Source organism: Corynebacterium alimapuense, assembly GCF_003716585.1.
Taxonomy (GTDB): Bacteria; Actinomycetota; Actinomycetes; order Mycobacteriales; family Mycobacteriaceae; genus Corynebacterium; species Corynebacterium alimapuense.
This window is the reverse complement of sequence record NZ_PTJO01000003.1, coordinates 232533-254027: the sequence shown is the minus strand read 5'-3', so window position 1 is coordinate 254027 and position 21495 is coordinate 232533. Positions and strand designations below refer to the sequence as shown.

At 56.8% G+C, this 21495-nt stretch carries 22 protein-coding genes; 18 read left to right on the top strand and 4 right to left on the bottom strand.

Annotated features, from left to right (window positions below):
* Positions 1-70 precede the first annotated feature (70 nt).
* Positions 71-1468 carry a TrkH family potassium uptake protein gene (locus C5L39_RS02595; protein ID WP_342767878.1) on the top strand — a complete coding sequence of 466 codons (1398 nt, stop codon included), beginning with the start codon at positions 71-73 and terminating at the stop codon, positions 1466-1468.
* A gap of 1 nt (position 1469) precedes the next feature.
* Complete coding sequence (locus C5L39_RS02590; protein WP_245974888.1) at positions 1470-2156, top strand: potassium channel family protein; 687 nt, start codon at positions 1470-1472, stop codon at positions 2154-2156.
* Between the two features lie 19 nt (positions 2157-2175).
* On the opposite strand, the gene C5L39_RS02585 is transcribed toward C5L39_RS02590, so the two are convergent.
* The gene (locus C5L39_RS02585; protein WP_245974851.1) at positions 2176-2769 is read right to left on the bottom strand and encodes a TetR/AcrR family transcriptional regulator; all 594 of its coding nucleotides are present in this window, start codon (positions 2767-2769) and stop codon (positions 2176-2178) included.
* Between the two features lie 35 nt (positions 2770-2804).
* Positions 2805-5159, bottom strand: a complete 2355-nt coding sequence (locus tag C5L39_RS02580; protein WP_123047327.1) for an MMPL family transporter — start codon at positions 5157-5159, stop codon at positions 2805-2807.
* A gap of 380 nt (positions 5160-5539) precedes the next feature.
* Between C5L39_RS02580 and C5L39_RS02575 the strand changes: the two genes are divergently transcribed.
* From C5L39_RS02575 to C5L39_RS02535, 9 genes are all read left to right on the top strand, one after another.
* On the top strand, positions 5540-6139 hold the full coding sequence (locus tag C5L39_RS02575; RefSeq protein ID WP_123047326.1) for a copper resistance CopC family protein: 600 nt from the start codon (positions 5540-5542) through the stop codon (positions 6137-6139).
* A 4-nt stretch (positions 6140-6143) separates the two neighbouring features.
* Entirely contained in the window at positions 6144-6731 is a 588-nt protein-coding gene (locus tag C5L39_RS02570) for a copper chaperone PCu(A)C (protein WP_123047325.1), read from the top strand.
* 49 nt (positions 6732-6780) lie between these two features.
* Positions 6781-8043, top strand: coding sequence for a Dyp-type peroxidase (locus C5L39_RS02565; RefSeq protein ID WP_123047324.1), 1263 nt, complete (start codon positions 6781-6783; stop codon positions 8041-8043).
* Positions 8044-8194: 151 nt separating this feature from the next.
* Complete coding sequence (gene thrS / locus C5L39_RS02560) at positions 8195-10255, top strand: threonine--tRNA ligase (RefSeq protein ID WP_123047323.1); 2061 nt, start codon at positions 8195-8197, stop codon at positions 10253-10255.
* Positions 10215-10838, top strand: a complete 624-nt coding sequence (locus C5L39_RS02555) for an ATP adenylyltransferase (RefSeq protein WP_123047322.1) — start codon at positions 10215-10217, stop codon at positions 10836-10838. The genes thrS and C5L39_RS02555 overlap by 41 nt, the downstream gene beginning before the upstream one ends.
* Positions 10831-11511 carry a phosphatidylinositol phosphate synthase gene (pgsA, locus tag C5L39_RS02550; RefSeq protein WP_123047321.1) on the top strand — a complete coding sequence of 227 codons (681 nt, stop codon included), beginning with the start codon at positions 10831-10833 and terminating at the stop codon, positions 11509-11511. The genes C5L39_RS02555 and pgsA overlap by 8 nt, the downstream gene beginning before the upstream one ends.
* Complete coding sequence (locus C5L39_RS02545) at positions 11508-12428, top strand: phosphatidylinositol mannoside acyltransferase (protein ID WP_123047320.1); 921 nt, start codon at positions 11508-11510, stop codon at positions 12426-12428. The genes pgsA and C5L39_RS02545 overlap by 4 nt, the downstream gene beginning before the upstream one ends.
* On the top strand, positions 12428-13522 hold the full coding sequence (locus tag C5L39_RS02540) for a glycosyltransferase family 4 protein (protein WP_123047319.1): 1095 nt from the start codon (positions 12428-12430) through the stop codon (positions 13520-13522). The genes C5L39_RS02545 and C5L39_RS02540 overlap by 1 nt, the downstream gene beginning before the upstream one ends.
* Entirely contained in the window at positions 13519-13971 is a 453-nt protein-coding gene (locus tag C5L39_RS02535; RefSeq protein WP_123047318.1) for a hypothetical protein, read from the top strand. The genes C5L39_RS02540 and C5L39_RS02535 overlap by 4 nt, the downstream gene beginning before the upstream one ends.
* Here C5L39_RS02535 and C5L39_RS02530 read toward each other — a convergent pair.
* Positions 13965-15176: a DUF2029 domain-containing protein gene (locus tag C5L39_RS02530; RefSeq protein ID WP_123047317.1), complete on the bottom strand. Its 1212-nt coding sequence runs from the start codon at positions 15174-15176 to the stop codon at positions 13965-13967. The genes C5L39_RS02535 and C5L39_RS02530 overlap by 7 nt on opposite strands.
* Positions 15177-15291: 115 nt before the next feature.
* On the opposite strand from C5L39_RS02530, the gene pdxS reads away from it, so the two are divergent.
* Positions 15292-16185 (top strand): pyridoxal 5'-phosphate synthase lyase subunit PdxS, encoded by an 894-nt coding sequence (gene pdxS, locus C5L39_RS02525; RefSeq protein ID WP_123047316.1) that lies wholly within the window; start codon positions 15292-15294, stop codon positions 16183-16185.
* A gap of 17 nt (positions 16186-16202) precedes the next feature.
* On the opposite strand, the gene C5L39_RS02520 is transcribed toward pdxS, so the two are convergent.
* Positions 16203-16679, bottom strand: coding sequence for a DUF3817 domain-containing protein (locus tag C5L39_RS02520; RefSeq protein ID WP_123047315.1), 477 nt, complete (start codon positions 16677-16679; stop codon positions 16203-16205).
* A 66-nt stretch (positions 16680-16745) separates the two neighbouring features.
* Between C5L39_RS02520 and C5L39_RS02515 the strand changes: the two genes are divergently transcribed.
* The 6 genes from C5L39_RS02515 to ruvB all read left to right on the top strand — a co-directional run bounded on the left by C5L39_RS02515 (position 16746) and on the right by ruvB (position 21470).
* A complete protein-coding gene (locus C5L39_RS02515) occupies positions 16746-17609 on the top strand; it encodes an acyl-CoA thioesterase (RefSeq protein ID WP_123047314.1) in 864 nt (287 codons plus the stop codon).
* The gene (gene pdxT, locus C5L39_RS02510) at positions 17606-18202 is read left to right on the top strand and encodes a pyridoxal 5'-phosphate synthase glutaminase subunit PdxT (protein WP_123047313.1); all 597 of its coding nucleotides are present in this window, start codon (positions 17606-17608) and stop codon (positions 18200-18202) included. Before C5L39_RS02515 ends, pdxT begins: the two co-directional genes overlap by 4 nt.
* A gap of 180 nt (positions 18203-18382) precedes the next feature.
* Positions 18383-19135, top strand: a complete 753-nt coding sequence (locus tag C5L39_RS02505) for a YebC/PmpR family DNA-binding transcriptional regulator (RefSeq protein WP_123047312.1) — start codon at positions 18383-18385, stop codon at positions 19133-19135.
* A gap of 103 nt (positions 19136-19238) precedes the next feature.
* Positions 19239-19757, top strand: a complete 519-nt coding sequence (gene ruvC / locus C5L39_RS02500) for a crossover junction endodeoxyribonuclease RuvC (RefSeq protein ID WP_245974886.1) — start codon at positions 19239-19241, stop codon at positions 19755-19757.
* Positions 19757-20374, top strand: a complete 618-nt coding sequence (ruvA, locus tag C5L39_RS02495) for a Holliday junction branch migration protein RuvA (protein WP_123047310.1) — start codon at positions 19757-19759, stop codon at positions 20372-20374. The genes ruvC and ruvA overlap by 1 nt, the downstream gene beginning before the upstream one ends.
* Positions 20375-20387: 13 nt before the next feature.
* A complete protein-coding gene (gene ruvB / locus C5L39_RS02490; protein WP_123047309.1) occupies positions 20388-21470 on the top strand; it encodes a Holliday junction branch migration DNA helicase RuvB in 1083 nt (360 codons plus the stop codon).
* Positions 21471-21495 lie beyond the last annotated feature (25 nt).

Genomic DNA, 21495 nt, shown 5'->3' with positions numbered 1-21495 from the left:
CAGGCCTCTAGATTCTTCGAATCTGTGAGAAGCCTGCGCGTTTTTCTGTTAGGGGAGTATCATCTACGCGGTGAGTCACACCACTACCAGTCTTGGTCAGCGCCCTTATCGCCCTACGGTGGCAGTGGCGCTTGGTTTTATGGGCATCATTGGCATTGGTACTGCCATCTTGATGTCTCCGTGGAGTTCTGCAGATGGCCGCATTACTCCGCTGGCAGATGCCTTTTTTACCGCTACCTCAGCTACCAGTTTGACTGGTTTGATCACCCTTGACACGGCGGTCCACTGGTCCTGGTTGGGTTTGGTGACCATCCTGCTGCTTATCCAAATCGGTGGATTGGGTTTCATGACTTTGGCCTCACTACTGGGGTTAATCCTGGCCGGCCGACTGGGGCTTCGGAGCCGGTTGGGAGCTACTGCTGAGGGGCGAGGGGCTGACCTAGGCGATGTAGTTTGGGTGATCCGGGCAACGGTACTTTTTACCCTGGCGGTGGAAACGCTCGTTGCGGTGTTTTTAGCAATCCGTTTTCACGGCAATTATGGATATTCCTGGGGAAGAGCCATCTGGGAGGGAATTTTCCACGCGATCTCTGGATTCAATAATGCAGGTTTTGCGCTCTACTCAGATAACGTCGTGGGTTTTGCCTCTGATGCTGGTATTTTGCTGCCCCTAGCGTTCGCTCTCATGATTGGCGGCATCGGCTTTCCAGTGTTGTTGGAGGCCACGCGTAGGGCTAAGCGCAAGATGTCGGGCAAACCGGTTCGCAGATGGAGCCTGACCGCTCGGTTTACCTTCATTGGCACAGTGGTCCTCGTGGTGGCGGGTACTGCTCTGGTGGCATTGGTGGAATGGAATCGGGCGTTGGTTCATGTGGGCTCAGCTACGGATTCTCAAGACGAGTCAAGTGCTGGCGTTCGCCTTCTCAACGCCTTCTTTTCTGGTGTTAGCCCCCGTACCGCAGGATTCAATTCCGTTGACTACGTAGATTTTCATCCTGCCACCTGGATGGGCACAGATCTGCTGATGTTTATTGGTGGCGGATCGGGTGGTACCGCGGGCGGGTTGAAAATCACTACCGCGATTGTTTTGGTAGCAGCCGTAGCAGCGGAGATTCGGGGCGATAGCTCGGTGGCTGTGTTTGGTCGGACGATTAGAAGCAGCGTTGTGCGTCAAGCATTGGTCATTTTGACCGGATCGGTAGCACTAATCCTGGGGGCAACGATGACAATCTTGTTGCTAGCACCAGATCTGAAAGCAGATCAGGTGCTGTTTGAAGTTATTAGCGCTTTTTCCACAGTGGGACTGTCGACCGGGATCACCGCAGAGTTGCCAGAGCTTGCGCAGATCTTGATTGCTGTGTTGATGTTCGCAGGCAGGATCGGGCCACTAGCATTAGCCACAGCAGTCGCTGCCCGTGCTCATGGGCGCAAATTTGATTATCCAGAAGAGAGGCCCTTCATTGGTTAACATATTTACCCGCGGTAAGTATCGGGAACATAAGGCTGCTAATGGGCCGGTTTTTATCCTCGGGCTTGGCAAGTTCGGCCAGGCACTGGGCGAAGAGCTCACAGCCAGTGGGGTGGAAGTACTTGGTGCTGATCGTGACCCCAAAATCGTCCAGGAGCTTTCGGCGACCTTTGATCACGTCGTTACCGCCGATACCACTAGCCCGGAGGTACTCCAGCAGATTGGAGTCGCTGAGGCCACCCGAGTAGTTATCGGTATCGGTCGTCATATTGAGCAGTCGCTGCTGACCGCTTCGGCGGTGGTAGATATGGGTGTGCCTTCTATATGGGCTAAAGCTGATAACCAGGCCCACGCTAAAATTCTGGGTCAGATTGGCGTCCATCACATCATTCGGCCAGAAGCCGATACTGGGCGCCGAGTGGCGCACATGATCGGTAGTCAACTCCAAGACTATCTAGAGTTCGAGCGGGGTTTTGGGGTGGCAAAAATTGCGCCGCCAGTACGCGCGCTCGATCACACGATAGAAGAGGTCATTAATCCTCGCGGAAAGTCTGTTCAGATTCTCGCGGTGCGTCCTCGAGAGGGGCATTTTCGGCGCGCAGAGATGACAGATGTACTCCGTGCGGGGGATCTGATCATGGTCGCTGGCTCGATTCAGGATATCGAGCAGTTTGCGGCCGGGGAATAAATCCTCGACCGCAACCTACCTATCGGTAACCTTCGGCGACGAAACTAAAGGCGTCGTCAAGCATCTCTTGGAGTTGAGGCCCGGGTGGGATCTGATTGCGCTGGGCGATCTCAAAAACGGTTCCAGACACCGCCAGACTGACATTGATCAGGGTCAGAGCCCGTAGTTCAGTCAGCGATCCATGTGAACGTGCGATGAGCGTGTCCTGCAGCCCATCGAAGATCCGTCGAGCTCGCTCGCGTCCAGCTGGTCCTAGATTGGCGGCTACATGCTCGCCGACAGTGACCAGGTTGGGTGGAGCAGCCAGATCATTATCGGGTCGAGCACACATCGCAGAGATAGCGCGCCGCATCAAATCATGGGGAGCCAAGCCCTCGGGCATATCCTCGACCTGGCTCACCCAGTTCCGGACTGTGATTTCGATGAAGTAAAGAAATGCGTCCTCGCGGGCGGCAAAGTAATTATGGAAGGTCCTGGTTGATACTCCGGCTCGAGCCGCGATGGCTGCTACGGTCGCACCTTCCTCACCTTCGCTCACCAGAAGCTCCACCGCTGCGGTAGCCAGGTCGAGCCTGGTGCGTTGCTTCTTCTTCTCTCGTCGGCTGATAATCACAGTCTTTTACTTCCCGAGTTCGGTTTTGCCTCGGCTTAAGCCGAGGGCTCCGTTACTGCCTCATGGTTGGAAATATTGGTCAGGGACTCTCCCTCAATATCTACCTTGGGGAGGATTCGATCGATCCACTTCGGGAGTTTCCAGGCCCGCTCGCCGAGCAGGAACATGGTCGCCGGAATGATAGTCATGCGCACAATGAAGGCATCTAGGAAGACCGCGATAGCCAGTGCGAAGCCGATGACCTTAATGAATTGTTCATCCACCAGCATAAACGCTGCGAACACGCTCATCATGATCAGTGCCGCAGCGGTGACCACGCGGGCGCCGTGTTTGAAGCCATTCGACGTCGCATTCGCCGCAGTCTTGCCGTGGACCCAACCTTCTCGCATGCGAGTGACCAGGAAGACTTGGTAGTCCATAGCTAGGCCGAAGACGATGCCGATGCAGATGATGGGCAGGAAGCTGATGATCGGTTGTGGGTCGGAGACGATTCCGCCCCAGCCTTCCTGCCACAGCGCAACGGTGATGCCGAAGGTTGCGGCAACCGATAGTCCGAAGCCCAAGGCTGCGATCAGCGGTACCCACAAGGAACGGAATACCACTACCAGCAGTAGGAATGCCAGCACCATAATGATGGCGACATAGGGGAGGAGCACCTCGGAAAGACGCTCGGAGATGTCTTCGTACACGGGTGTGACGCCGGTGACCGAGTAGTTGGCACCAGTGTCTTGGCTGAACGGCTCCTCGTTGGCACGGATATCTTCGAGTACGACGGCGGCGTTTTCGTCGTTAGCACCGTACTCCGGGGTGATGAGGACCTGCGCAGCTTCGCCATTATCGCTGACCGCGATGATCTGAGCGTTGACCACACCTTCAGTGTCTTGGATAGCAAGCGTCGCTGCGCCGAAAGCCATGCCACGTTCTTCCTCGGGCAGCTCACCGGCTTCCACGAGCGCAATCATGGGAGCGTTGCGGCCCGCACCAAAGGCATCCTCGGTCATTTCATAGGCAATTCGGCTGGGCGTACCCGGGGCGGAGGTGCCATCTGAAGGCATCGCCAGGCGCATGTTGAGTGCCGGGGCAGCTGCCAAGGCAAGCACGATGATGCCACCGACGAGGAATACCACGGGCCGGGCGCGAATTAGGCGAACCCATTTGAGCCCCATGGTGGGCTTTTCATCTTCTGGGTCCGGAGCTTTAACTACCGGGGCACGGCCGGCGAAGACCTTGGTTCCTACCGCGCCGAGAACGGCCGGAAGGAAAGTGATTGCCACGAAGACGGCAATGGCGACGGTCGCCGCAGCAGCCAGGGCCATCGCGCTGAGGAAGGGGATGTTAATGATCATGAGCGCGACCAGCGCGATGATGACCGTTGTACCGGCGAAGACCACTGCAGTGCCAGCCTTACCTACGGCAAGACCTGCTAGGTGGGCACGTTCGGTGAAGGGAATTGTCCGCAGTTTATCGGCCAAATCCTTGGGGGAGAGGTCATTTCCGCCGATGTGGTGGATCAGTTCGTTGCGGAAACGAGAGAGGATAAACAGGGCATAATCGATGCCCACCGCCAAGCCGATCATCATGGCCAAGGTGGGGGTCATGCTGGAGATATTGTCGGTGAAGGCAGTGGCTGCGTAGACACCAGCGATGCCGATTCCCACCCCAATGACGCCGGTCAAGAGGGGAAGACCTGCGGCGATGAAGGATCCAAAGGTGATGATGAGCACGAGTGCTGCCACGGCAATACCGATGAGCTCAGAGGTAAAGGACAGCTCTTGCACGAAGAAGGCGTTGCCAGAATAGGCAATCTCTAAGTCATCGCTGGAGTATTCATCGACGACAGCGGTGAAGGCATCTCGATCTTCTTCGGCGATGTCCATGGCGGTATCAGCATCGAAAGTGACCCCGACCGTGCCGGTAGTGCCATCAGCGGACAATGGGCTGATCGCTTCCAAATTGGCTGCAGCCTGCTCCTCGGAGAGCCCCTGGGTGCTGGCTTGGGCCGTCATCTGCTGCTCAAGTCCGGCAGCTGCTAGGACGGGGGAGACGAGGGCGTCGGTATCGACGAGACCATCGATCTCACTCAGATCTGCCAGGAAGGCGTCAACCTCTTCAGAGATCGCAGGATCAGCAAGGGTGCTGCCTTCCGGCGCCTGCATAATGATCGTTCCGGTGGGAGCTTCGACTAGATCTTCACTGTCAGCGAAGTACTCTCCGATCCGGGCTTCGGTCTCGACTGATTCGAGTCCGGGGATGGTGAAACTGTCGGAGGTCGGCTGCGTGAGGCTTACGGCGGCGGTTCCCGCGCCGAGGATCAGCATGATCCAGACGGCGATGAAACGCCAACGGTTGAGATAGGCGGATCGGCCTACCTTGTATAAAAAGGTCGCCATGAGGCGGTGCTCCTAGGAGAAAGATGAATGATGATGACCGGATAAATAGGTGCCTAAATCATCCGGTAAATGTAATCGTTGGCAATTATTGCACTAGGAGTGCAATCTTTGTCAATGCCATCGGCGCATGTAGTGTGCCAGGTCACTGCAATCTCTCGGGGGATGAATTTAACTCAGGTTGGCTTTGGTCAATTCTGTGCAGGTCATCAGGTTTTTCAACGTCGTTTTGGCTCCAGTGCTCTCACGAAGAGCTTGACTGAGTTGGATCTCGCGGGAACTAAATCCAATTTCTTTACGACTAGTCTTATGATGTCTACACATAGTGGGCATTCCATGCCCTGCCGACAGTATTGCCCGACAGTAAAAGGTGAATTATTTAGATGTTGAAGCTTCGATCCAACGTGGTCAGCGGCCTGATCGCTGCAGCAATCACCGGCACTATTGCCTGTGCTGCTCCTGCCGCGTGGGCTCATGACGTGGTCATCGGCGGCGATCCCGCAGATAAGGAAGTGCTCCAGGAATTTCCTGAAGTGCTTTCCCTTGAGTTTTCCGGCTACGTCAAAGAGGACTTCAATACCTTTGCGCTGTCTAACGCCACCACCGATGAGATCCTGTTTACAGGTGAACCAACGGTAGACGGGCGTTGGGTAACTCTGCAGGTTCCCGAAGATATCGAGGCTGGTGAAGGGGACTATCGCATTGGTTTCCAAATCACTTCCTCAGATGGTCACTCCACTCGCGGTATGACCACCTTCACCGTTGCTGGTGAGACATCAGACGACCCCGCTGACGCTCCGGGGGCTTCCTCTGCTGCGGATGATTCAGATGCAGCAGAGCCGTCGGGAGAAACCGCCGATTCCGATGCAACGACCCTGGTTGAAGGGCCGATGTCGTGGGTGTTGGCTGGCGTGGGCATTTTGGCAATCCTTGGCGTCATCGTGATGATGATTGCTAAGGGTCGAAACAACACACAGGAGTAAGACTATGTTTTCCCGCAATCGTATTGCCTTGTCTATCGTTGCCGTTTCTGCTTTGACTATCGCGGCCTGCACCTCGGCTGAAGAAGAGTCCACGGACGTTACCACCAGCGCCACGACCACCACCAGCGCCGCCGCAGAGGCAGAGTCCAGTGTTGAACAGGCCTCCCAGGTCACCTTCACCGATGGCTATGCCAAGGCTAAGGGCACAGAAACGGATATGACCGCAGTCTTCGGCATGATCAACAACACCGGTGATGAAGAGGTCAATCTGGTTGCCTTCTCCACTGACTTGGGTGCCGGTATGTACGAGCTCCACGAAACCATTGATGGCATGATGCAGGAGATCGATGGTGGCTTTGTTATCCCCGCTGGTGAAACTCACGAGTTGGCTCCGGGCTCCGATCACCTAATGATCATGGGCTTCCCCGAGGAGATTGCCGCAGGCAGCGAGGTCGCTGTCACCCTTGAATTCAGTGACGGATCTACCCTCGAGGTCGAGAATATTCCGGTCCGCACCATTGCTTCGGGCGAAGAGAACTATGTCGGAGAAGACATGGAGATGGACATGGACATGGAGATGGACTCCCAGTAGGAAGTCCTCCTCCATCCACCACGTCGCTATGAATTAGGAGCAAGCGCGCATGCTTTCGTTGTCCCGCCGGGGATTTCTTACCGGTTTATCCGTCACTGCTGGCGGGGCGGCGTTAGCCGCCTGTTCCACGAATGATGGCCGATCTGAACAAGCTATAGCTTCGGATTCTGCCACTGATTGTGCAGAAGCCGCAGACACTCGTCTACAGGATGCCATCGTTGCCTTTGATGGAGAGCACCAAGCGGGTATTGCTACCCCGCATCAAGCACATCTGAATCTCATCGCTTTCAACCTGGTCGACGGTGTTGATCGGGAAAGCATGATTCGTCTAATGCGCTCTTGGACAGAGGACTCCCGGGATTTGTGCACCGGAGAGACCCCGCCGGGCAGCCTGGAGCCTGAACTCCTGGTTTCTCCAGCTAACCTCACCATCACCTGTGGGTTCGGCCCACGGGTATTTGATGTCATCGACATGGCTGATCAGCGGCCAGAGTGGCTGGAGCCACTTCCGGAGTTCAACCTAGATCAGTTAGATCCAGCATGGGGGCAGGCTGATTTAGTGGTTCAAGTCTGCGCGGATGATCCGCTGATGGTTTCCCATGCTTCGCGTCACCTGATTCGTTCTGGCATCGATTACGCGACCTTTGCTTGGCTCCAACAGGGATTTCTCCACGCTGATGGCTCGGTTGCTAAGTCAACGACACCGCGAAATCTCTTCGGGCAAGTCGACGGAACCATCAATCCTCGGGATGAGGAATCCTATGACGAGCAGGTCTGGATTGGCAGTGACGCTCCAAAGTGGCAGCAGGGATCGACCTCCATGGTGGTCCGCAGGATCAACATGAACCTAGATACCTGGGAGATGCTGGACCGAGTTTCCCGTGAGGAAACTCTGGGCCGTCGTCTTGATAACGGTGCCCCGCTGACCGGCGAGGAAGAGTTCGACGACCCGGACATGGACGCCGTCGATAAGTATGGATTGCCCGTCATCGATGTCGATAGCCATATGGCTCGGGCCATGCCAGCTGAAGGCCACCCGGAGCAACGGATTCGACGTCGGCCTTATAACTACGACATCGCGCCGCTGCCCGGCAGTGATCAGTTGTCGAACTCAGGCCTGGTATTCATCACTTATCAAGCAGACCCAGTTACTCAGTACGTTCCCATTCAGCAGCGTCTTGATGAGTCGGATCGGCTCAATGAGTGGATCACTCATATCGGGTCTGCTGTCTATTGGATGCCCCCGGGGACCAGTGCTGATAGCCGAGAAGGTAAGCAGTTCTGGGGCCAAGAGTTGCTCGAGCGCACCTAGGGATCCCACCACGGGGTAGGATGACCGAGAATGTCGGCATCGAAGCCCAACGCAACCGTTGGTTTCGGTGTGGATATGCCAGGACTATCAGTAGGCGGCTGCCAGGTATGCCGCCGCCTACGTGAGCGCAAGTTAAGGAGCGCAAACACCCATGGTGAACGCCACCAGCACCGATTCTCTCTATTCTTCCTTCCCAGTTCCGGCCGGTACTTCCGTAGGCGCGGCAATGAGGGAACTTGAACTGCCGAACAAAGGCCCCGACGCCGTCGTATGCGTCCGTGACCTCACTGGCGCACTCAAGGATTTGGCGCATGTGCCAGACACTGACGAAGAGTTCACCCCAGTGGCTGCCAGCTCCGAGGCCGGCCGATCTGTGATCCGCCACTCCTGTGCTCACGTTCTCGCACAAGCAGTGCAGGTTGAATTCCCAGGTACCAACCTAGGCATTGGCCCAGCCGTTGAAAACGGCTTCTACTATGACTTTCAGGTCGCTGAGCCATTTACTCCAGAAGACCTCAAGACCTTAGAACGCCGGATGAAGAAGATCATCAAATCCGGACAGCGTTTTCAGCGTCGAGTTTATGAGTCTGTGGAAGCAGCTGCTGAGGAGCTCAAAAATGAGCCCTTCAAACTCGAACTGGTCCAGGACAAAAGTAGCGTTGATCCGGATTCAGACGAGGCCACTGAGGTGGGCGCCGGTGAGCTGACCGCCTATGACAACCTCAATCCGCGCACCAACGAGGTCGAATGGTCGGATTTGTGCCGTGGCCCGCACCTGCCCACCACCCGTTATATCCCGGCCTTCGCACTGACCCGGTCGTCTGCTTCCTATTGGCGCGGAGACCAAGCCAACGCTGACTTGCAGCGTATTTACGGCACTGCCTGGGAGTCCAAGGAAGCACTCGAGGACTACCAGCACATGCTGGCGGAAGCAGAAAAGCGCGACCACCGTCGTCTAGGCACCGAGCTAGACCTGTTTTCCTTCCCAGATGAGATTGGCTCCGGTTTCCCGGTATTCCATCCCAATGGCGGCATCATCCGCAACGAGATGGAAGAGCACTCTCGTCGTCGCCATATCGAGGCTGGCTATTCCTTCGTCAACACCCCGCATATCACCAAGGGTGACCTCTTCCAGAAGTCCGGTCACCTCGATTTCTATGCCGATGGCATGTTCCCGCCCATGCAGCTGGATGCAGAGCATGACGAGGAAGGCAATGTCACCAAGCCTGGCCAGGATTACTATGCCAAGCCGATGAACTGCCCAATGCACAACCTCATTTTCGGTTCTCGCGGCCGCTCCTACCGCGAACTACCGTTGCGGTTGTTCGAATTCGGTACGGTCTACCGCTACGAGAAGTCCGGCGTGATTCATGGACTGACCCGCGCGCGCGGTTTCACCCAGGATGACGCGCACATTTATTGCACCGAAGATCAGCTCGAGCAGGAGCTGACCACGGTGTTGGACTTCGTTATCTCCTTGCTTAAGGACTACGGTCTGGATGATTTCTACTTGGAGCTTTCTACCCGGGACCCGAAGAAATCGGTCGGCTCGGATGAGATCTGGGAGCGTTCCACCGATATTCTGCAACGGGTTGCTGATAGCTCTGGTTTGAGTCTGGTTCCGGATCCGGAAGGCGCAGCATTCTACGGTCCGAAGATCTCGGTGCAAGCCCGTGACGCCATTGGCCGTACCTGGCAAATGTCCACCGTGCAGCTCGACTTCAACCTGCCGGATCGCTTCAACTTGGAATACACCGCTTCTGATGGCACCAAACAGCGCCCCATCATGATTCACCGGGCTCTTTTTGGTTCTATTGAGCGCTTCTTTGGCGTGCTCCTGGAACACTATGCGGGCGCTTTCCCCGTGTGGTTGGCTCCACATCAGGTGGTCGGTATTCCGGTTGCCGAGAACTTCGCCCCGCACTTGGTGGAACTCACCACTGAGCTGCGCAAGCGTGGCATCCGAGCAGAGGTCGATACCTCGGATGATCGGATGCAGAAAAAGATCCGTAACCACACCACCGGCAAGGTGCCGTTCATGCTCCTGGCTGGTGCCCGTGACGTGGAGGCTAACGCCGTGAGCTTCCGGTTCTTGGATGGCACCCAGGTCAATGGAGTTCCAGTCGCCGAGGCGGTTGAGTTGATCAGCGCCTGGGTTGCAGAGCGGATTAATGTGCAGCCGAGCGAGGTCGCAATTGAGCAGCGTCGCTGATACCCCGAAGGATCCGGGAAACTCCTACGTCGATACTGGAGTAGGTGATCCCGATCCGTTGACTCGGCTCTGGGCTCCTTATCGGATGAGCTATATCGCTCAGCGTCCGGCAGCGGGGACTGCACATAGTCCTTTTGTCGATGCCCCGACCCATTCTGACGAAGAGTCATTGATTATCGCTCGCGGTAAGAGCGTATATGCGATTCTCAACCTCTACCCGTATAACGCCGGGCACCTAATGGTGGTGCCCTATCGTCAGGTTGCGGAACTGGAAAACCTTGATGCCGCAGAGGCGGCTGAGTTGATGGAATTCGCTCAACACGCGGTGAAGGTACTCAAGAAGGTCTCTCGCCCCGAGGGCATTAACGTGGGATTCAACTTGGGTAAAGCTTCTGGTGGATCGGTGGGAGATCATCTCCACCTCCACGTGGTGCCCAGATGGTCGGGGGATGCTAGTTTCCTCACTATTATTGGGGGCGCGAAAGTAATCCCGCAGCTGCTGCGGGATACCCGTCAATTGTTGGCCCAAGCGTGGGTTGAGCTTGCTGAGCACGAGACAGGGGAGAGAGACCAGGATGCTTAGTGTGCATGGCCGACGTCCGGCCGCAGTGATCGTCGAACCGGTTGCTCGGGTGTTGCTCAAAACCGGCCTGAGTCCGAACGTGGTTACCGTGCTGGGTGCGGCTGTCACCAGCATTATCGCTATTGTGTTGATCCCGTCTGGTTATCTGGTGTGGGCAGCCATCCTCACCGGATTGTTCTCCGCCTTCGACATGGTGGATGGGACGATGGCTAGGCTTCGAGGTGGCGGCACCAAGTTCGGTGCGACCCTGGATGCTACCTGTGACCGCATCACCGATGGCGTATTCTTCGCCGCGATTACGTGGTGGCTGATCTATAGCTATGATGCGTCTGCGCCATTGGTAGTGGCATCCTTAGTGGTACTCGTTGCCTCCCAAGTCATTAGCTATGTCAAAGCTCGTGGTGAGGCCAGTGGCTTCAGCATGATCGGCGGCCTCGTCGAGCGTCCTGAACGACTATTGATCGGTGCTTTCGGAATCGGTCTCCAAGGCCTTGGGGTACCTTTCGCTATTGACGTGGCGATCTGGATCCTGGCAGCGGGCTCTGTTTATACCGTGATCCAACGCCTGCTTATTGCTTCGCGTTCCCCTCATGCAAGTGACCCGACGGCACCCCCAGCAGGAAGCAGAGAAGCCCGAGAGCAGGAAGCCAGCCAGAGTACGGAGTCCCGATGAACATCACTCGTTCGGATCTTTCTGCTCTGGGCTATTTAGCAGGATGGAAGCTAGTCCGCTGGCTCCCGGAGTCTGTGGCTCGAGCGCTGTTTAATGCCGGCGCAGATCTGGCCAGTGACCACGGCCGCGGGATGGAACAACTCAGATGTAACCTCACCCGGGTTGTCGGGGCGGAAAACGTCACTGCTGAATTGGTGCGAGATTCGGTTCGTTCCTATGCTCGCTATTGGCTGGAAGCCTTTCGTTTGCCTTCACTCAAAGATGATCCCGAGTTAGCCACCGAGCTTGCCGAGTCAGTCATCGGGACTGAACACTTAGATAAATCTCGCGCCGCAGGTCGGGGAGTAATTTTGACTCTGCCCCATTCCGGAAACTGGGATATGGCTGGGCTATTTCTGGTTGCTCATCACGGACAGTTCGCGACTGTCGCTGAGCGAGTCCGTCCTGAGGCGTTGTTTGAAGCATTCGTTGACTACCGCGAGTCATTAGGCTTTGAGGTAATTGCGCTGACCGGCGGGCAGCCGCCTTTCCCTCGGTTGCGCCAAGTCCTCGCTGACGGCGGCGTCGTGGCGCTCTTGGGTGAGCGTGACCTGAAACGTTCCGGGGTGAGCGTAGATTTCTTCGGCGAGCCCACCACTATGCCGGCTGGCCCGGCACGTCTAGCCCAAGAAACTGGCGCGGCGCTTCATGCTGTGCACTGTTGGTTTGAAAATTCACCTCGTCCTGGCTGGGGATTTTCGATTTCTGAGGAGCTACAAGTCGATGCTTTGCAACCGACAGTTCAACGTATAGCGGATTCCTTCGCCAGTTCTATCGCGGAGCATCCAACCGATTGGCATATGCTCCAGCCACAGTGGACCGCTGATTTGGATCCTGTTCGGCTAGCCCGGCGTCCGTTAGATGAGGACAGTAGCTAATGCGGATCGGCGTCGTGTGTCCTTATTCTTTTGACGAGCCAGGCGGGGTCCAAGCACATATCCTCGATCTCGCGGAGATCCTCATTGAGGATGGGCACCACGTGAGTGTGTTGGGCCCGGCTTCCTCGAGCGTTGAGCTTCCGGATTTTGTGGTCCGTGGTGGCCGCAGCATTCCTATCCATTACAACGGATCGGTGGCCAGAATCTCCATCGGTCCTGCCGTCAATGCAAAGATCAGGAAGTTCATTAGCGAGGGTGAATTCGATGTGCTCCATATCCATGAGCCGAATTCTCCTAGCTATTCCATGGCTGCCCTGTGGCTAGCCGAAGGTCCGATTGTGGCTACCTATCATGCCTCTAGTGCTGGTTCGTTGATGTTGGCGTTGGCTCGTCCACTGTTGCGTCCCGCATTGGAGAAGGTCCGTGGTGGCATCGCTGTCTCGGAGATGGCGAGGCGCTGGCAGGTCGAGCAACTTGGCGGTGATCCCGTCTTGATTCCCAATGGAGTGGACACCTCTAGGTACGCTGCGGCCAGGATTGCGCAGGAAGATAACACTGGCCCAGTGGAGATCGTTTTTCTTGGCCGGATCGACGAGTCGCGCAAGGGCTTGGATATTTTGCTCTCTGCTCTGACACAGATCGACCGAGAGATCCGAGTGAGTGTGATTGGCGGCGGTCGGGAACGTCAAGTTCCTGGGGTTGATTTTCTTGGAAGAGTTAGTGATGAAGAGAAAGCCGCCATTCTGGGGCGGGCCGATATCTATGTTGCGCCCAATACCGGTGGCGAGAGTTTCGGCATTGTTCTAGTGGAAGCGATGGCTGCTGGATGCGCAGTGGTAGCCAGCGATTTAGAGGCGTTCGCGGCGGTGTGTGATGCCACAGCGGAGCGCCCCGCTGGCCGGCTATTTAGCATGGGCTCTGCCTCCGATTTGGCTAGTGCATTGCTTTCGCTTATCGACGACCCGCTGGCCCGCGCAGAACTCGCAGCCGCTGGGATCGCTCGTGCTCACCGTTTCGATTGGGACACCGTTGCGCGCGATGTGCTCACCGTTTATGAAACGGTTGCTGATGGCACCGTAGTGGGGGTGGAATGATGCTGTGGTACATCCTGATCGCGATGGCGCTCACCACTGTCGCGTTGTGGGCCTATTTTACCGCTCAACGGCTCAACCGACTCCATATCCGGACTGATGCCGCTTTGGCTGCCTTGCAGGCTTCGCTTGATCGGCGCGCTGCGGTGGTTGCTGCCTTAATACCTGATGCCCTCGAACTAGCCACCGCTGCTGAATGGGTGATGCTGGACTATGGCAACTTCGAGACCCGAGCAGTTCGGGAACGGGCGATCTCCGAGGCGATTGAGAATCTTGGGGCTCCAGTACCAGCACAATTGGTTGATGCCGAAGTCCGAGTTCAATTGGCGCATCGGTTCTATAATGATGCAGTTGCAGATACTAGGGCTCTGCGGTTGCGGCCGATGGTGCGCATGCTGCGATTGGGAGGCAATGCGCCCCTGCCCGAGTTTTTCGAGTACCACTCCTACTGATACTGAGCATGTGGTTTTGTCACCGCTTTGGTCTTTATCGCAAACCAAGCTGCGGCTAACACTGTGGTCAACACCATGAGCAGGTTGCGGATAGTGAGCAGAATTAACGCCAATGTGGCGGTACTGAGATCGTCTAAGAGCGATCCATAGGTCACTGGATAAACCAAAAACCCGAGTAGCCCTGAGATCAGGACCAGCACAGCCATCGAACGCACCAGCTTCGAGGTGCTGATGAGCAGGCACACCGCCAAGAGCGGGCCGATCCAGACGAGATACTGAGGCGAGAAGACCTTGTTGGTCACGATCAGCAACAAGATCATCACTACCGAAAAAGCAATGGTGGTCTGTGCTCGCCATCTATCGATCAGCGCCATCGTCAGTGCCCAGGCCATCGCGGCCACCAAGACCGCGAGCATCAAGATATCGAGAACCTGCACCGCGATATCGGTGCCGGGTCCAGCAATTTCGAAACTCTTGGATGTCGCATAAAACACCTGATAGTCCTCCGGAGAGCGATGCGCCATGAGGAGGAAGGGCGTGGCTGCGACCGACTCGATCTGCAAGCCACGGTCAGTTTGATAAGTCAGTGGACTCAGCAGTCGTTCGAGCCCGGAGTCAAAGACCGTCAGGCTCGCGAGTGCGACCAAAGATCCGAAGAAGGACACCAGGCGTGTCCAGGTGCCCAGCCGTCGCCAGCCGCCGACCAATCCAGCCGCCAGTACCCCAGGCCAAAGCTTGATGGCGGTGGCCATCGCCAAGGCGATAGCTGCGATATTGGGGTGCTTGAGCAAAAGGGCGCCGAAAGCGGCCACCAGCAGGCCAGGGAATAAGTCCAGGCGAAGAACAAATACTGGTCCCACCGCAGTCCCAAAGAGCACCCAAAACCAGCCGGCCTGTAGCCGACGACGGCTGCGATGACGCAGCAGGAGAGCGAGGAAAGCGGCGTCGATAAGCAAGCAGAGCACGATAAAACCGATGCGGAAGGTTGTTTCTTCATCGCCGGTGAGCGCGCCCAAAGCGCGAACCGGCCACACCCCGGCATCGGGATATTCGGTCATGACCGTCAGATCGTCGCCGAACACGCCGCGGAAGTAGTAATTAACGTCGCCCAAGGGATTGGGGAAAAGTACGACCATTCCCAGCAAGATAAGACGGGCTAGTGACCACCCAATCCAGACACTTGCCTGGGAACTCGCTCTGCGCATGAACGCGATTCTAGCCCGAAAAGAAAGTAATTCATGCCCAGGCTATTAATGGTCAGCGAACAGAGACTATGGTTTTGAGAAACTAATCAGTTATTGAATTGGGAGCACACTAGCCGTGAACACTGAAGATAAGTTCTCCACCAACCGCGTCAAGCGTGGCCTGGCAGAAATGCTTAAGGGTGGAGTAATCATGGATGTGGTTACTCCCGAGCAGGCAAAAATCGCGGAGGATGCCGGAGCGACCGCAGTTATGGCGCTTGAGCGCGTGCCTGCCGATATCCGGGCCCAAGGTGGGGTCTCGAGGATGTCTGATCCCGACATGATCGACGGCATCATTGACGCTGTGTCCATCCCAGTCATGGCGAAATCTCGAATTGGCCACTTCGTGGAAGCGCAGATTCTGCAATCCCTTGGGGTCGATTTTATCGATGAATCTGAGGTGCTCACACCAGCCGATTACGCCAACCACATCGACAAGTTCGCTTTTGGCGTTCCCTTTGTCTGCGGGGCGACCAACTTGGGCGAGGCCTTGCGTCGGATCAATGAAGGCGCGGCGATGATCCGCTCGAAAGGCGAGGCAGGTACTGGTGATGTTTCCAATGCGGTCACTCATATGCGCACCATTCGCGCGGAGATTCGCCGACTGTCCTCGATGGCTGAAGATGAGCTCTATGTTGCGGCCAAGGAACTCCAGGCGCCCTATGAATTGGTGGTAGAGGTCGCCCGAACTGGACAGCTGCCAGTGGTCATGTTCAGCGCTGGTGGAATCGCCACCCCGGCCGATGCCGCGATGATGATGCAGCTTGGTGCTGATGGCGTCTTCGTCGGCTCCGGCATCTTCAAATCCGGAGATCCAGCCACCCGAGCCTTGGCCATTGTCCAGGCCACCCAGAACTTTGACGATCCCGACACACTGGCAAAGGTCTCGCGCGGTCTAGGCCAAGCCATGGTGGGCATCAATGTCGATGATCTTCCGGTATCCCACCGTCTGGCTGAGCGCGGCTGGTAGCAGCGCGTTCGCTAGGGCTAGTTGACCGTTTCGGCGATAGCATCAGGGTCATAGGGCTGGCCCATGGTCAGCAGTAGGGCGAAGACGATAGCGATGACAACCAGCACGATCAACCCAGTGCGTACGGGGTGGCGGACCATCTGAGCTAGTCCGTGGTCGGGAAGAGTGCTCGGTTGTTCATCGGTATCCCGAAAACGCCAGCCACCCTCAAGTCGGCCTGCACGGTCGGCGAGAACGGTAAACGGCAGAGCCGCCCACGGGATGAGCGAAACAAACAATCCGAGCAAGCCAAGCCGAATTGGCCAATGGTTGTTGATCCACAGGATTACAGTGATCACGATGAAGCAAAGGAACCCGAAACCGTGAATGGGGCCGGCTACCGGAACCCACGCCTCGGTTACTCCGCTGTACTTGAGGATCATCGCGATAATCAAGAGGGTCCAAGTAAACATTTCGATGCCGGCCGCAGCGCGGTGCAGATTCTTCGGGGTCATTCCTGCAAGCTTAAGGCATGAACCCGGCCACGTATGGTGGCCTGAACACAAAGAGCAGGAGAACCGATGGGCGATATCACCCACATCCTTGACCTAGAGCGTATCGACGCCGATATCTTCCGCGGCCCAGTTGTCGATTCCGGCTTTGCCCGCACCTTTGGCGGCCAGGTTGCAGCTCAAGCCTTGGTGTCCGCAACCCGCACCGTTAACGACGGCAAGAGCGTTCATTCCCTCCACGGCTATTTCATTGCAGCAGGTAAAGCCTCAGAACCGACCATCTTCTTGGTTGACCGGCTCCGCGATGGCAAGAGCTTTTCTTCCCGTCAAGTTCGTGCAGTCCAAGGCGGGGAGACGATCTTTTCCATGCAAGCTAGTTTTCACCGCGACGGCGACCTTGGCCCAGAACACTCCGACCGGATGAGAGATGTTCCCGCACCCGATGAGATCGTCGATACTAGATCTCGACTATCAGTCTCTTCGCGGGCGTTGCTCGATGAATGGGGGGATTGGGATATCCGGGTAGTGCCAGCTGAGGATTATGATCACAATCCCTATACCCCAAGCCAGCAGGTCGTCTGGTTCCGCTCGCGACGGCCGCTGCCAGATGATGACACCTTCCATGTCTGCACCTTGGCCTATATGTCGGATATGACGCTGCTGCATTCCGCGTTGGTTCCCCATCCTGACCACCACGTACAGATGGCGAGTTTGGATCACGCGATGTGGTTTTTGCGTCCCTTCCGCGCTGATGAGTGGTTGCTCTATGACCAAGTTTCCCCTTCCGCAGCCGGTGGACGCGCGCTGACTCACGGTCGAATCTTCGACCAATCAGGCAACCTGGTAGCCATGGTCACTCAAGAGGGCCTGACCCGGAGTCTTCGCCAAGGAGCCACATCCATTCCACTGAGCACGCTGGAACCTGGACAATGAGCCCGGTGATCGGAATCCTTGCCTTGCAAGGCGGAGTGCGCGAACATGAGCGCAGCCTCGATAAATTGGGCGTTACACATCGTCAGGTGCGTCGACCAAATCAATTATTGGGCTTAGACGGAATCATTTTGCCCGGAGGAGAATCGACGACTATCTCCCGGCTGCTAGAACTCGGTGGCGTGCTCGAACCTTTGCGTGCTGCGTTAGCAAAAGGTCTGCCCGCCTATGGCACCTGTGCCGGGATGATTCTGCTGGCCAATCAGGTGCGCGATACCCGCGCAGATGCTCATCAATTAAATGCCCTAGATATCACGGTGCGGCGAAATGCCTTCGGTAGACAGATCGACTCCTTCGAGGCAGATTTAGACTTTGTTGGTATCGATGCTCCTGTCCCAGCAGTGTTTATTAGGGCGCCGTGGGTAGAACAGGTCGGGGAGGGCGTAGAAGTACTCGCTGTAGTGCAAGAAGGACCCGCGGCCGGAGCGGTTGTGGCCGTTCGGGCAGGAAATGTTCTGGCCAGTTCCTTTCACCCGGAGGTCACTGGTGATACTCGTCTCCATGAGCTGTTCATGGAGATCGTGCGGGCCAGCTAAGTGGCTCAATGAGGCTCCAGCTGCGGTCTGGGTTGCAGTGACTGCAAGAAGGCGAATGCCTTCCGCGTATAATCGGCACAGTTCAACTATCAGGTCTGTACCGTTCCCTCGGTCCCCGGGGTGTGAGCGGACAGGGTTTCAGCTGCGAGGGCTGACCGGTACCGACGGAAAGGAACGGCAATGTCAGGACACTCTAAATGGGCGACCACCAAGCATAAGAAGGCTGCCAACGATGCTAAGCGAGGGAAAGAATTCGCGAAGCTGATTAAAAATATCGAGGTTGCGGCCCGAACTGGCGGCGGTGACCCCTCAGCCAACCCCACGCTGGATGACATGATCAAGAAGGCCAAGAAGGCTTCCGTTCCCAATGACAACATTGAGCGCGCCCGTAAGCGTGGATCCGGCGAAGAAGCTGGCGGATCCAATTGGGAAACCATCATGTATGAGGGCTACGGCCCTAATGGTGTCGCTGTGCTGATTGAGTGCCTGACTGATAACCGCAACCGAGCAGCCACTGAGGTGCGCACGGCCATGTCCAAAAATGGCGGCAACCTCGGAGAATCCGGTTCCGTGTCCTATATGTTCACTCGCACCGGCGTTGTGGTCGTGGAGAAAGGTGAACTGACCGAGGACGATGTCCTCATGGCGGTACTCGAGGCAGGGGCAGAAGAGGTCAATGATCTTGGAGAAAAGTTCGAGGTAGTTTGTGCTCCTACCGATATCCCAGCCGTGCGTGACGCGCTGGTTGAGTCTGATATTGAGGTCGATGATTCCGACCAAGATTTCCGCGCTTCGCTTGAGGTACCCCTGGATCTGGAAGGTGCCAAGAAGATCCTGCGTCTGATCGACGCTCTCGAGGAATCTGATGACGTCCAGAACGTCTACACCAATATTTCACTCTCTGATGAGACGTTGGCTGAGCTCGACGCTTAAGTAGCTTATTCGGACAGGTGTGCTATATCTGGGTGGGTAATTTAAGTCAGTATCCGGGTGAGGTTAAGGGGCAGGGCTGGTGAGTCTGGAGAATCTGCGGGTCATGGGCATTGACCCCGGCCTAACTCGCTGCGGATTATCCGTGGTTCAAGCTGGTCAAGGGCGCGCAGTGCTGCCCGTGGCAGTGGGCGTCGTCCGCACTCCGGCAGGGGCTGAGCTTACGGAGCGCCTGCTGAGGCTTTCTAATGCCGTCAATGACTGGATGGATGACTACCAACCCGAGGTAGTGGCCATCGAGCGGGTGTTCGAGCGCGGCAATGTCTCCACCGTGATGAATACCGCACATGCCGTGGGCGTTCTCATGCTGGCCGCTGCCCAACGCGGCATTCCAGTGCATATGTATACCCCCTCAGAAGTGAAAAAGGCGGTCTCCGGCAACGGCCGGGCCGATAAACGGCAGATGACCATCATGATCACCCGTATTCTTGGACTCAGTGAAGCCCCTAAACCTGCTGATGCAGCTGATGCTTTGGCGCTGGCGGTGTGCCATTGTTGGCGCGCTCCGCTGCTGGCACGTACCAAGGCTGCGCTCGAGCCGAACTCCACCGAAGGAGCCCGCTAATGATTGCCTCCCTGCGCGGAAGCGTCATCCATATTGCACTCGACCATGCTGTGATCGATTGCGCAGGTGTTGGCTACCGAGTGGAGACAACTCCTTCCACCTTGGCCACCTTGCATCGAGGCGAAGAGGCCACCTTGTTGACGTATCTGGCGGTCAAGGAAGACGCCATGACTCTTTATGGTTTTAGCTCTGATGAGGACCGTGGGATGTTCCACCTCCTGCAGACGGTCTCTGGACTGGGGCCACGATTGGCACTGGCTTCATTGTCGGTCATGAACGCCGGAGAGCTTTGCCGAGCCATTGCCGGGGAGGAGGCTAAAACGCTCCAACGGATCCCTGGGGTAGGAAAGCGCATGGCAGAACGACTCATCTTGGAGCTCAAGGATAAGGTCGCGGCCTTCGCTCCGGCAGCTGATCCTGATAGCGGTGCTTTAGCTACGCCTGATCTTCCAGCTGGTGCAAGCGCAGTCGTGCTGCAAGTCACCGAAGCGCTAATCGGACTGGGCTTCAATGAGCGAATCGCCCAGCCGGTGGTTGAAGGTGTACTAGAAAAGTCCCCGACGCTAGATACCTCTGCAGCATTGCGCGCGGCGTTAAGCCAGCTCGGCCGAGCATAGGGCGGGTTAAATAATGTCTGATGTAGAACGCACTGAGTTTGAGCTGCCGAAGCAAGTCGAGCCTAGCGCCAGCTCACGGATGCCCGAGGCGGCCGTCGATACGCGGCAACAAGACGGTGAGCAGGATGCCGAGACCACCCTGCGCCCGCGGAGCCTGGATGAATTCATCGGCCAACCTAAGGTGCGCGATCAGCTGACCTTAGTGCTCACCGGGGCGCGGAAACGCGGAGTCACCCCAGACCACGTGCTGCTATCGGGTCCGCCTGGTCTGGGTAAGACCACCATGGCGATGATTATTGCGCAGGAACTCAATACCAACCTGCGAATGACCTCCGGCCCCGCGCTGGAGCGTGCGGGAGACCTCGCAGCCATGCTCTCCAACCTGACGGAGGGCGATGTCTTGTTCATCGATGAAATTCACCGTATCGCTCGGCCCGCCGAAGAGATGCTCTACATGGCGATGGAGGACTTCCGGATCGATGTGATCGTGGGCAAAGGGCCAGGGGCAACGTCAATTCCGCTGGAGATTCCGCCGTTTACGCTCGTTGCCGCCACCACCCGTTCAGGCATGCTTACCGGACCGCTGCGGGATCGCTTCGGCTTCAATGCCCAGATGGAGTTCTACGATGTGCCGGATCTAACCCGCGTGGTCGATCGTGCCTCGAAGATCCTCGGGGTGACCATTGACGCTGATGCCTCGGTGGAGATCGCCTCTCGTTCGCGGGGAACACCTCGAATTGCCAACCGGCTGTTGCGCCGAGTCCGAGACTTCGCGGAGGTTACCTCCGATGGGCATATCACGCTTGAATCAGCGCATGGTGCTCTAGCGGTATTCGATGTCGATGAACTAGGGCTCGACCGCCTTGACCGAGCGGTGCTTAGTGCGCTCATTAAAGGCCATGGAGGTGGCCCCGTCGGAGTCAATACTCTGGCGGTGGCTGTCGGCGAGGAATCTGCGACGGTCGAGGAAGTCTGTGAACCCTATCTGGTTCGTGCTGGACTTATTTCCCGCACTGGTCGAGGCAGGATAGCTACTGCCGCGGCGTGGCTGCACCTAGGGTTGACCCCTCCGGAAGGCACACTCGGTCTGCACTAAGATTATGTGCTTGGGTAGGCGATCA

Coding starts and splice junctions, on each gene's coding strand:
- C5L39_RS02580 (WP_123047327.1), bottom strand. CDS start 5,159: ATGGCGACCTTTTTATACAAGGTAGGCCGATCCGCCTATCTCAACCGT.
- C5L39_RS02575 (WP_123047326.1), top strand. CDS start 5,540: ATGTTGAAGCTTCGATCCAACGTGGTCAGCGGCCTGATCGCTGCAGCA.
- C5L39_RS02570 (WP_123047325.1), top strand. CDS start 6,144: ATGTTTTCCCGCAATCGTATTGCCTTGTCTATCGTTGCCGTTTCTGCT.
- C5L39_RS02565 (WP_123047324.1), top strand. CDS start 6,781: ATGCTTTCGTTGTCCCGCCGGGGATTTCTTACCGGTTTATCCGTCACT.
- thrS (WP_123047323.1), top strand. CDS start 8,195: ATGGTGAACGCCACCAGCACCGATTCTCTCTATTCTTCCTTCCCAGTT.
- C5L39_RS02555 (WP_123047322.1), top strand. CDS start 10,215: ATGTGCAGCCGAGCGAGGTCGCAATTGAGCAGCGTCGCTGATACCCCG.
- pgsA (WP_123047321.1), top strand. CDS start 10,831: ATGCTTAGTGTGCATGGCCGACGTCCGGCCGCAGTGATCGTCGAACCG.
- C5L39_RS02545 (WP_123047320.1), top strand. CDS start 11,508: ATGAACATCACTCGTTCGGATCTTTCTGCTCTGGGCTATTTAGCAGGA.
- C5L39_RS02540 (WP_123047319.1), top strand. CDS start 12,428: ATGCGGATCGGCGTCGTGTGTCCTTATTCTTTTGACGAGCCAGGCGGG.
- C5L39_RS02535 (WP_123047318.1), top strand. CDS start 13,519: ATGATGCTGTGGTACATCCTGATCGCGATGGCGCTCACCACTGTCGCG.
- C5L39_RS02530 (WP_123047317.1), bottom strand. CDS start 15,176: ATGCGCAGAGCGAGTTCCCAGGCAAGTGTCTGGATTGGGTGGTCACTA.
- C5L39_RS02520 (WP_123047315.1), bottom strand. CDS start 16,679: ATGACCCCGAAGAATCTGCACCGCGCTGCGGCCGGCATCGAAATGTTT.
- C5L39_RS02515 (WP_123047314.1), top strand. CDS start 16,746: ATGGGCGATATCACCCACATCCTTGACCTAGAGCGTATCGACGCCGAT.
- pdxT (WP_123047313.1), top strand. CDS start 17,606: ATGAGCCCGGTGATCGGAATCCTTGCCTTGCAAGGCGGAGTGCGCGAA.
- C5L39_RS02505 (WP_123047312.1), top strand. CDS start 18,383: ATGTCAGGACACTCTAAATGGGCGACCACCAAGCATAAGAAGGCTGCC.
- ruvC (WP_245974886.1), top strand. CDS start 19,239: ATGGGCATTGACCCCGGCCTAACTCGCTGCGGATTATCCGTGGTTCAA.
- ruvA (WP_123047310.1), top strand. CDS start 19,757: ATGATTGCCTCCCTGCGCGGAAGCGTCATCCATATTGCACTCGACCAT.
- ruvB (WP_123047309.1), top strand. CDS start 20,388: ATGTCTGATGTAGAACGCACTGAGTTTGAGCTGCCGAAGCAAGTCGAG.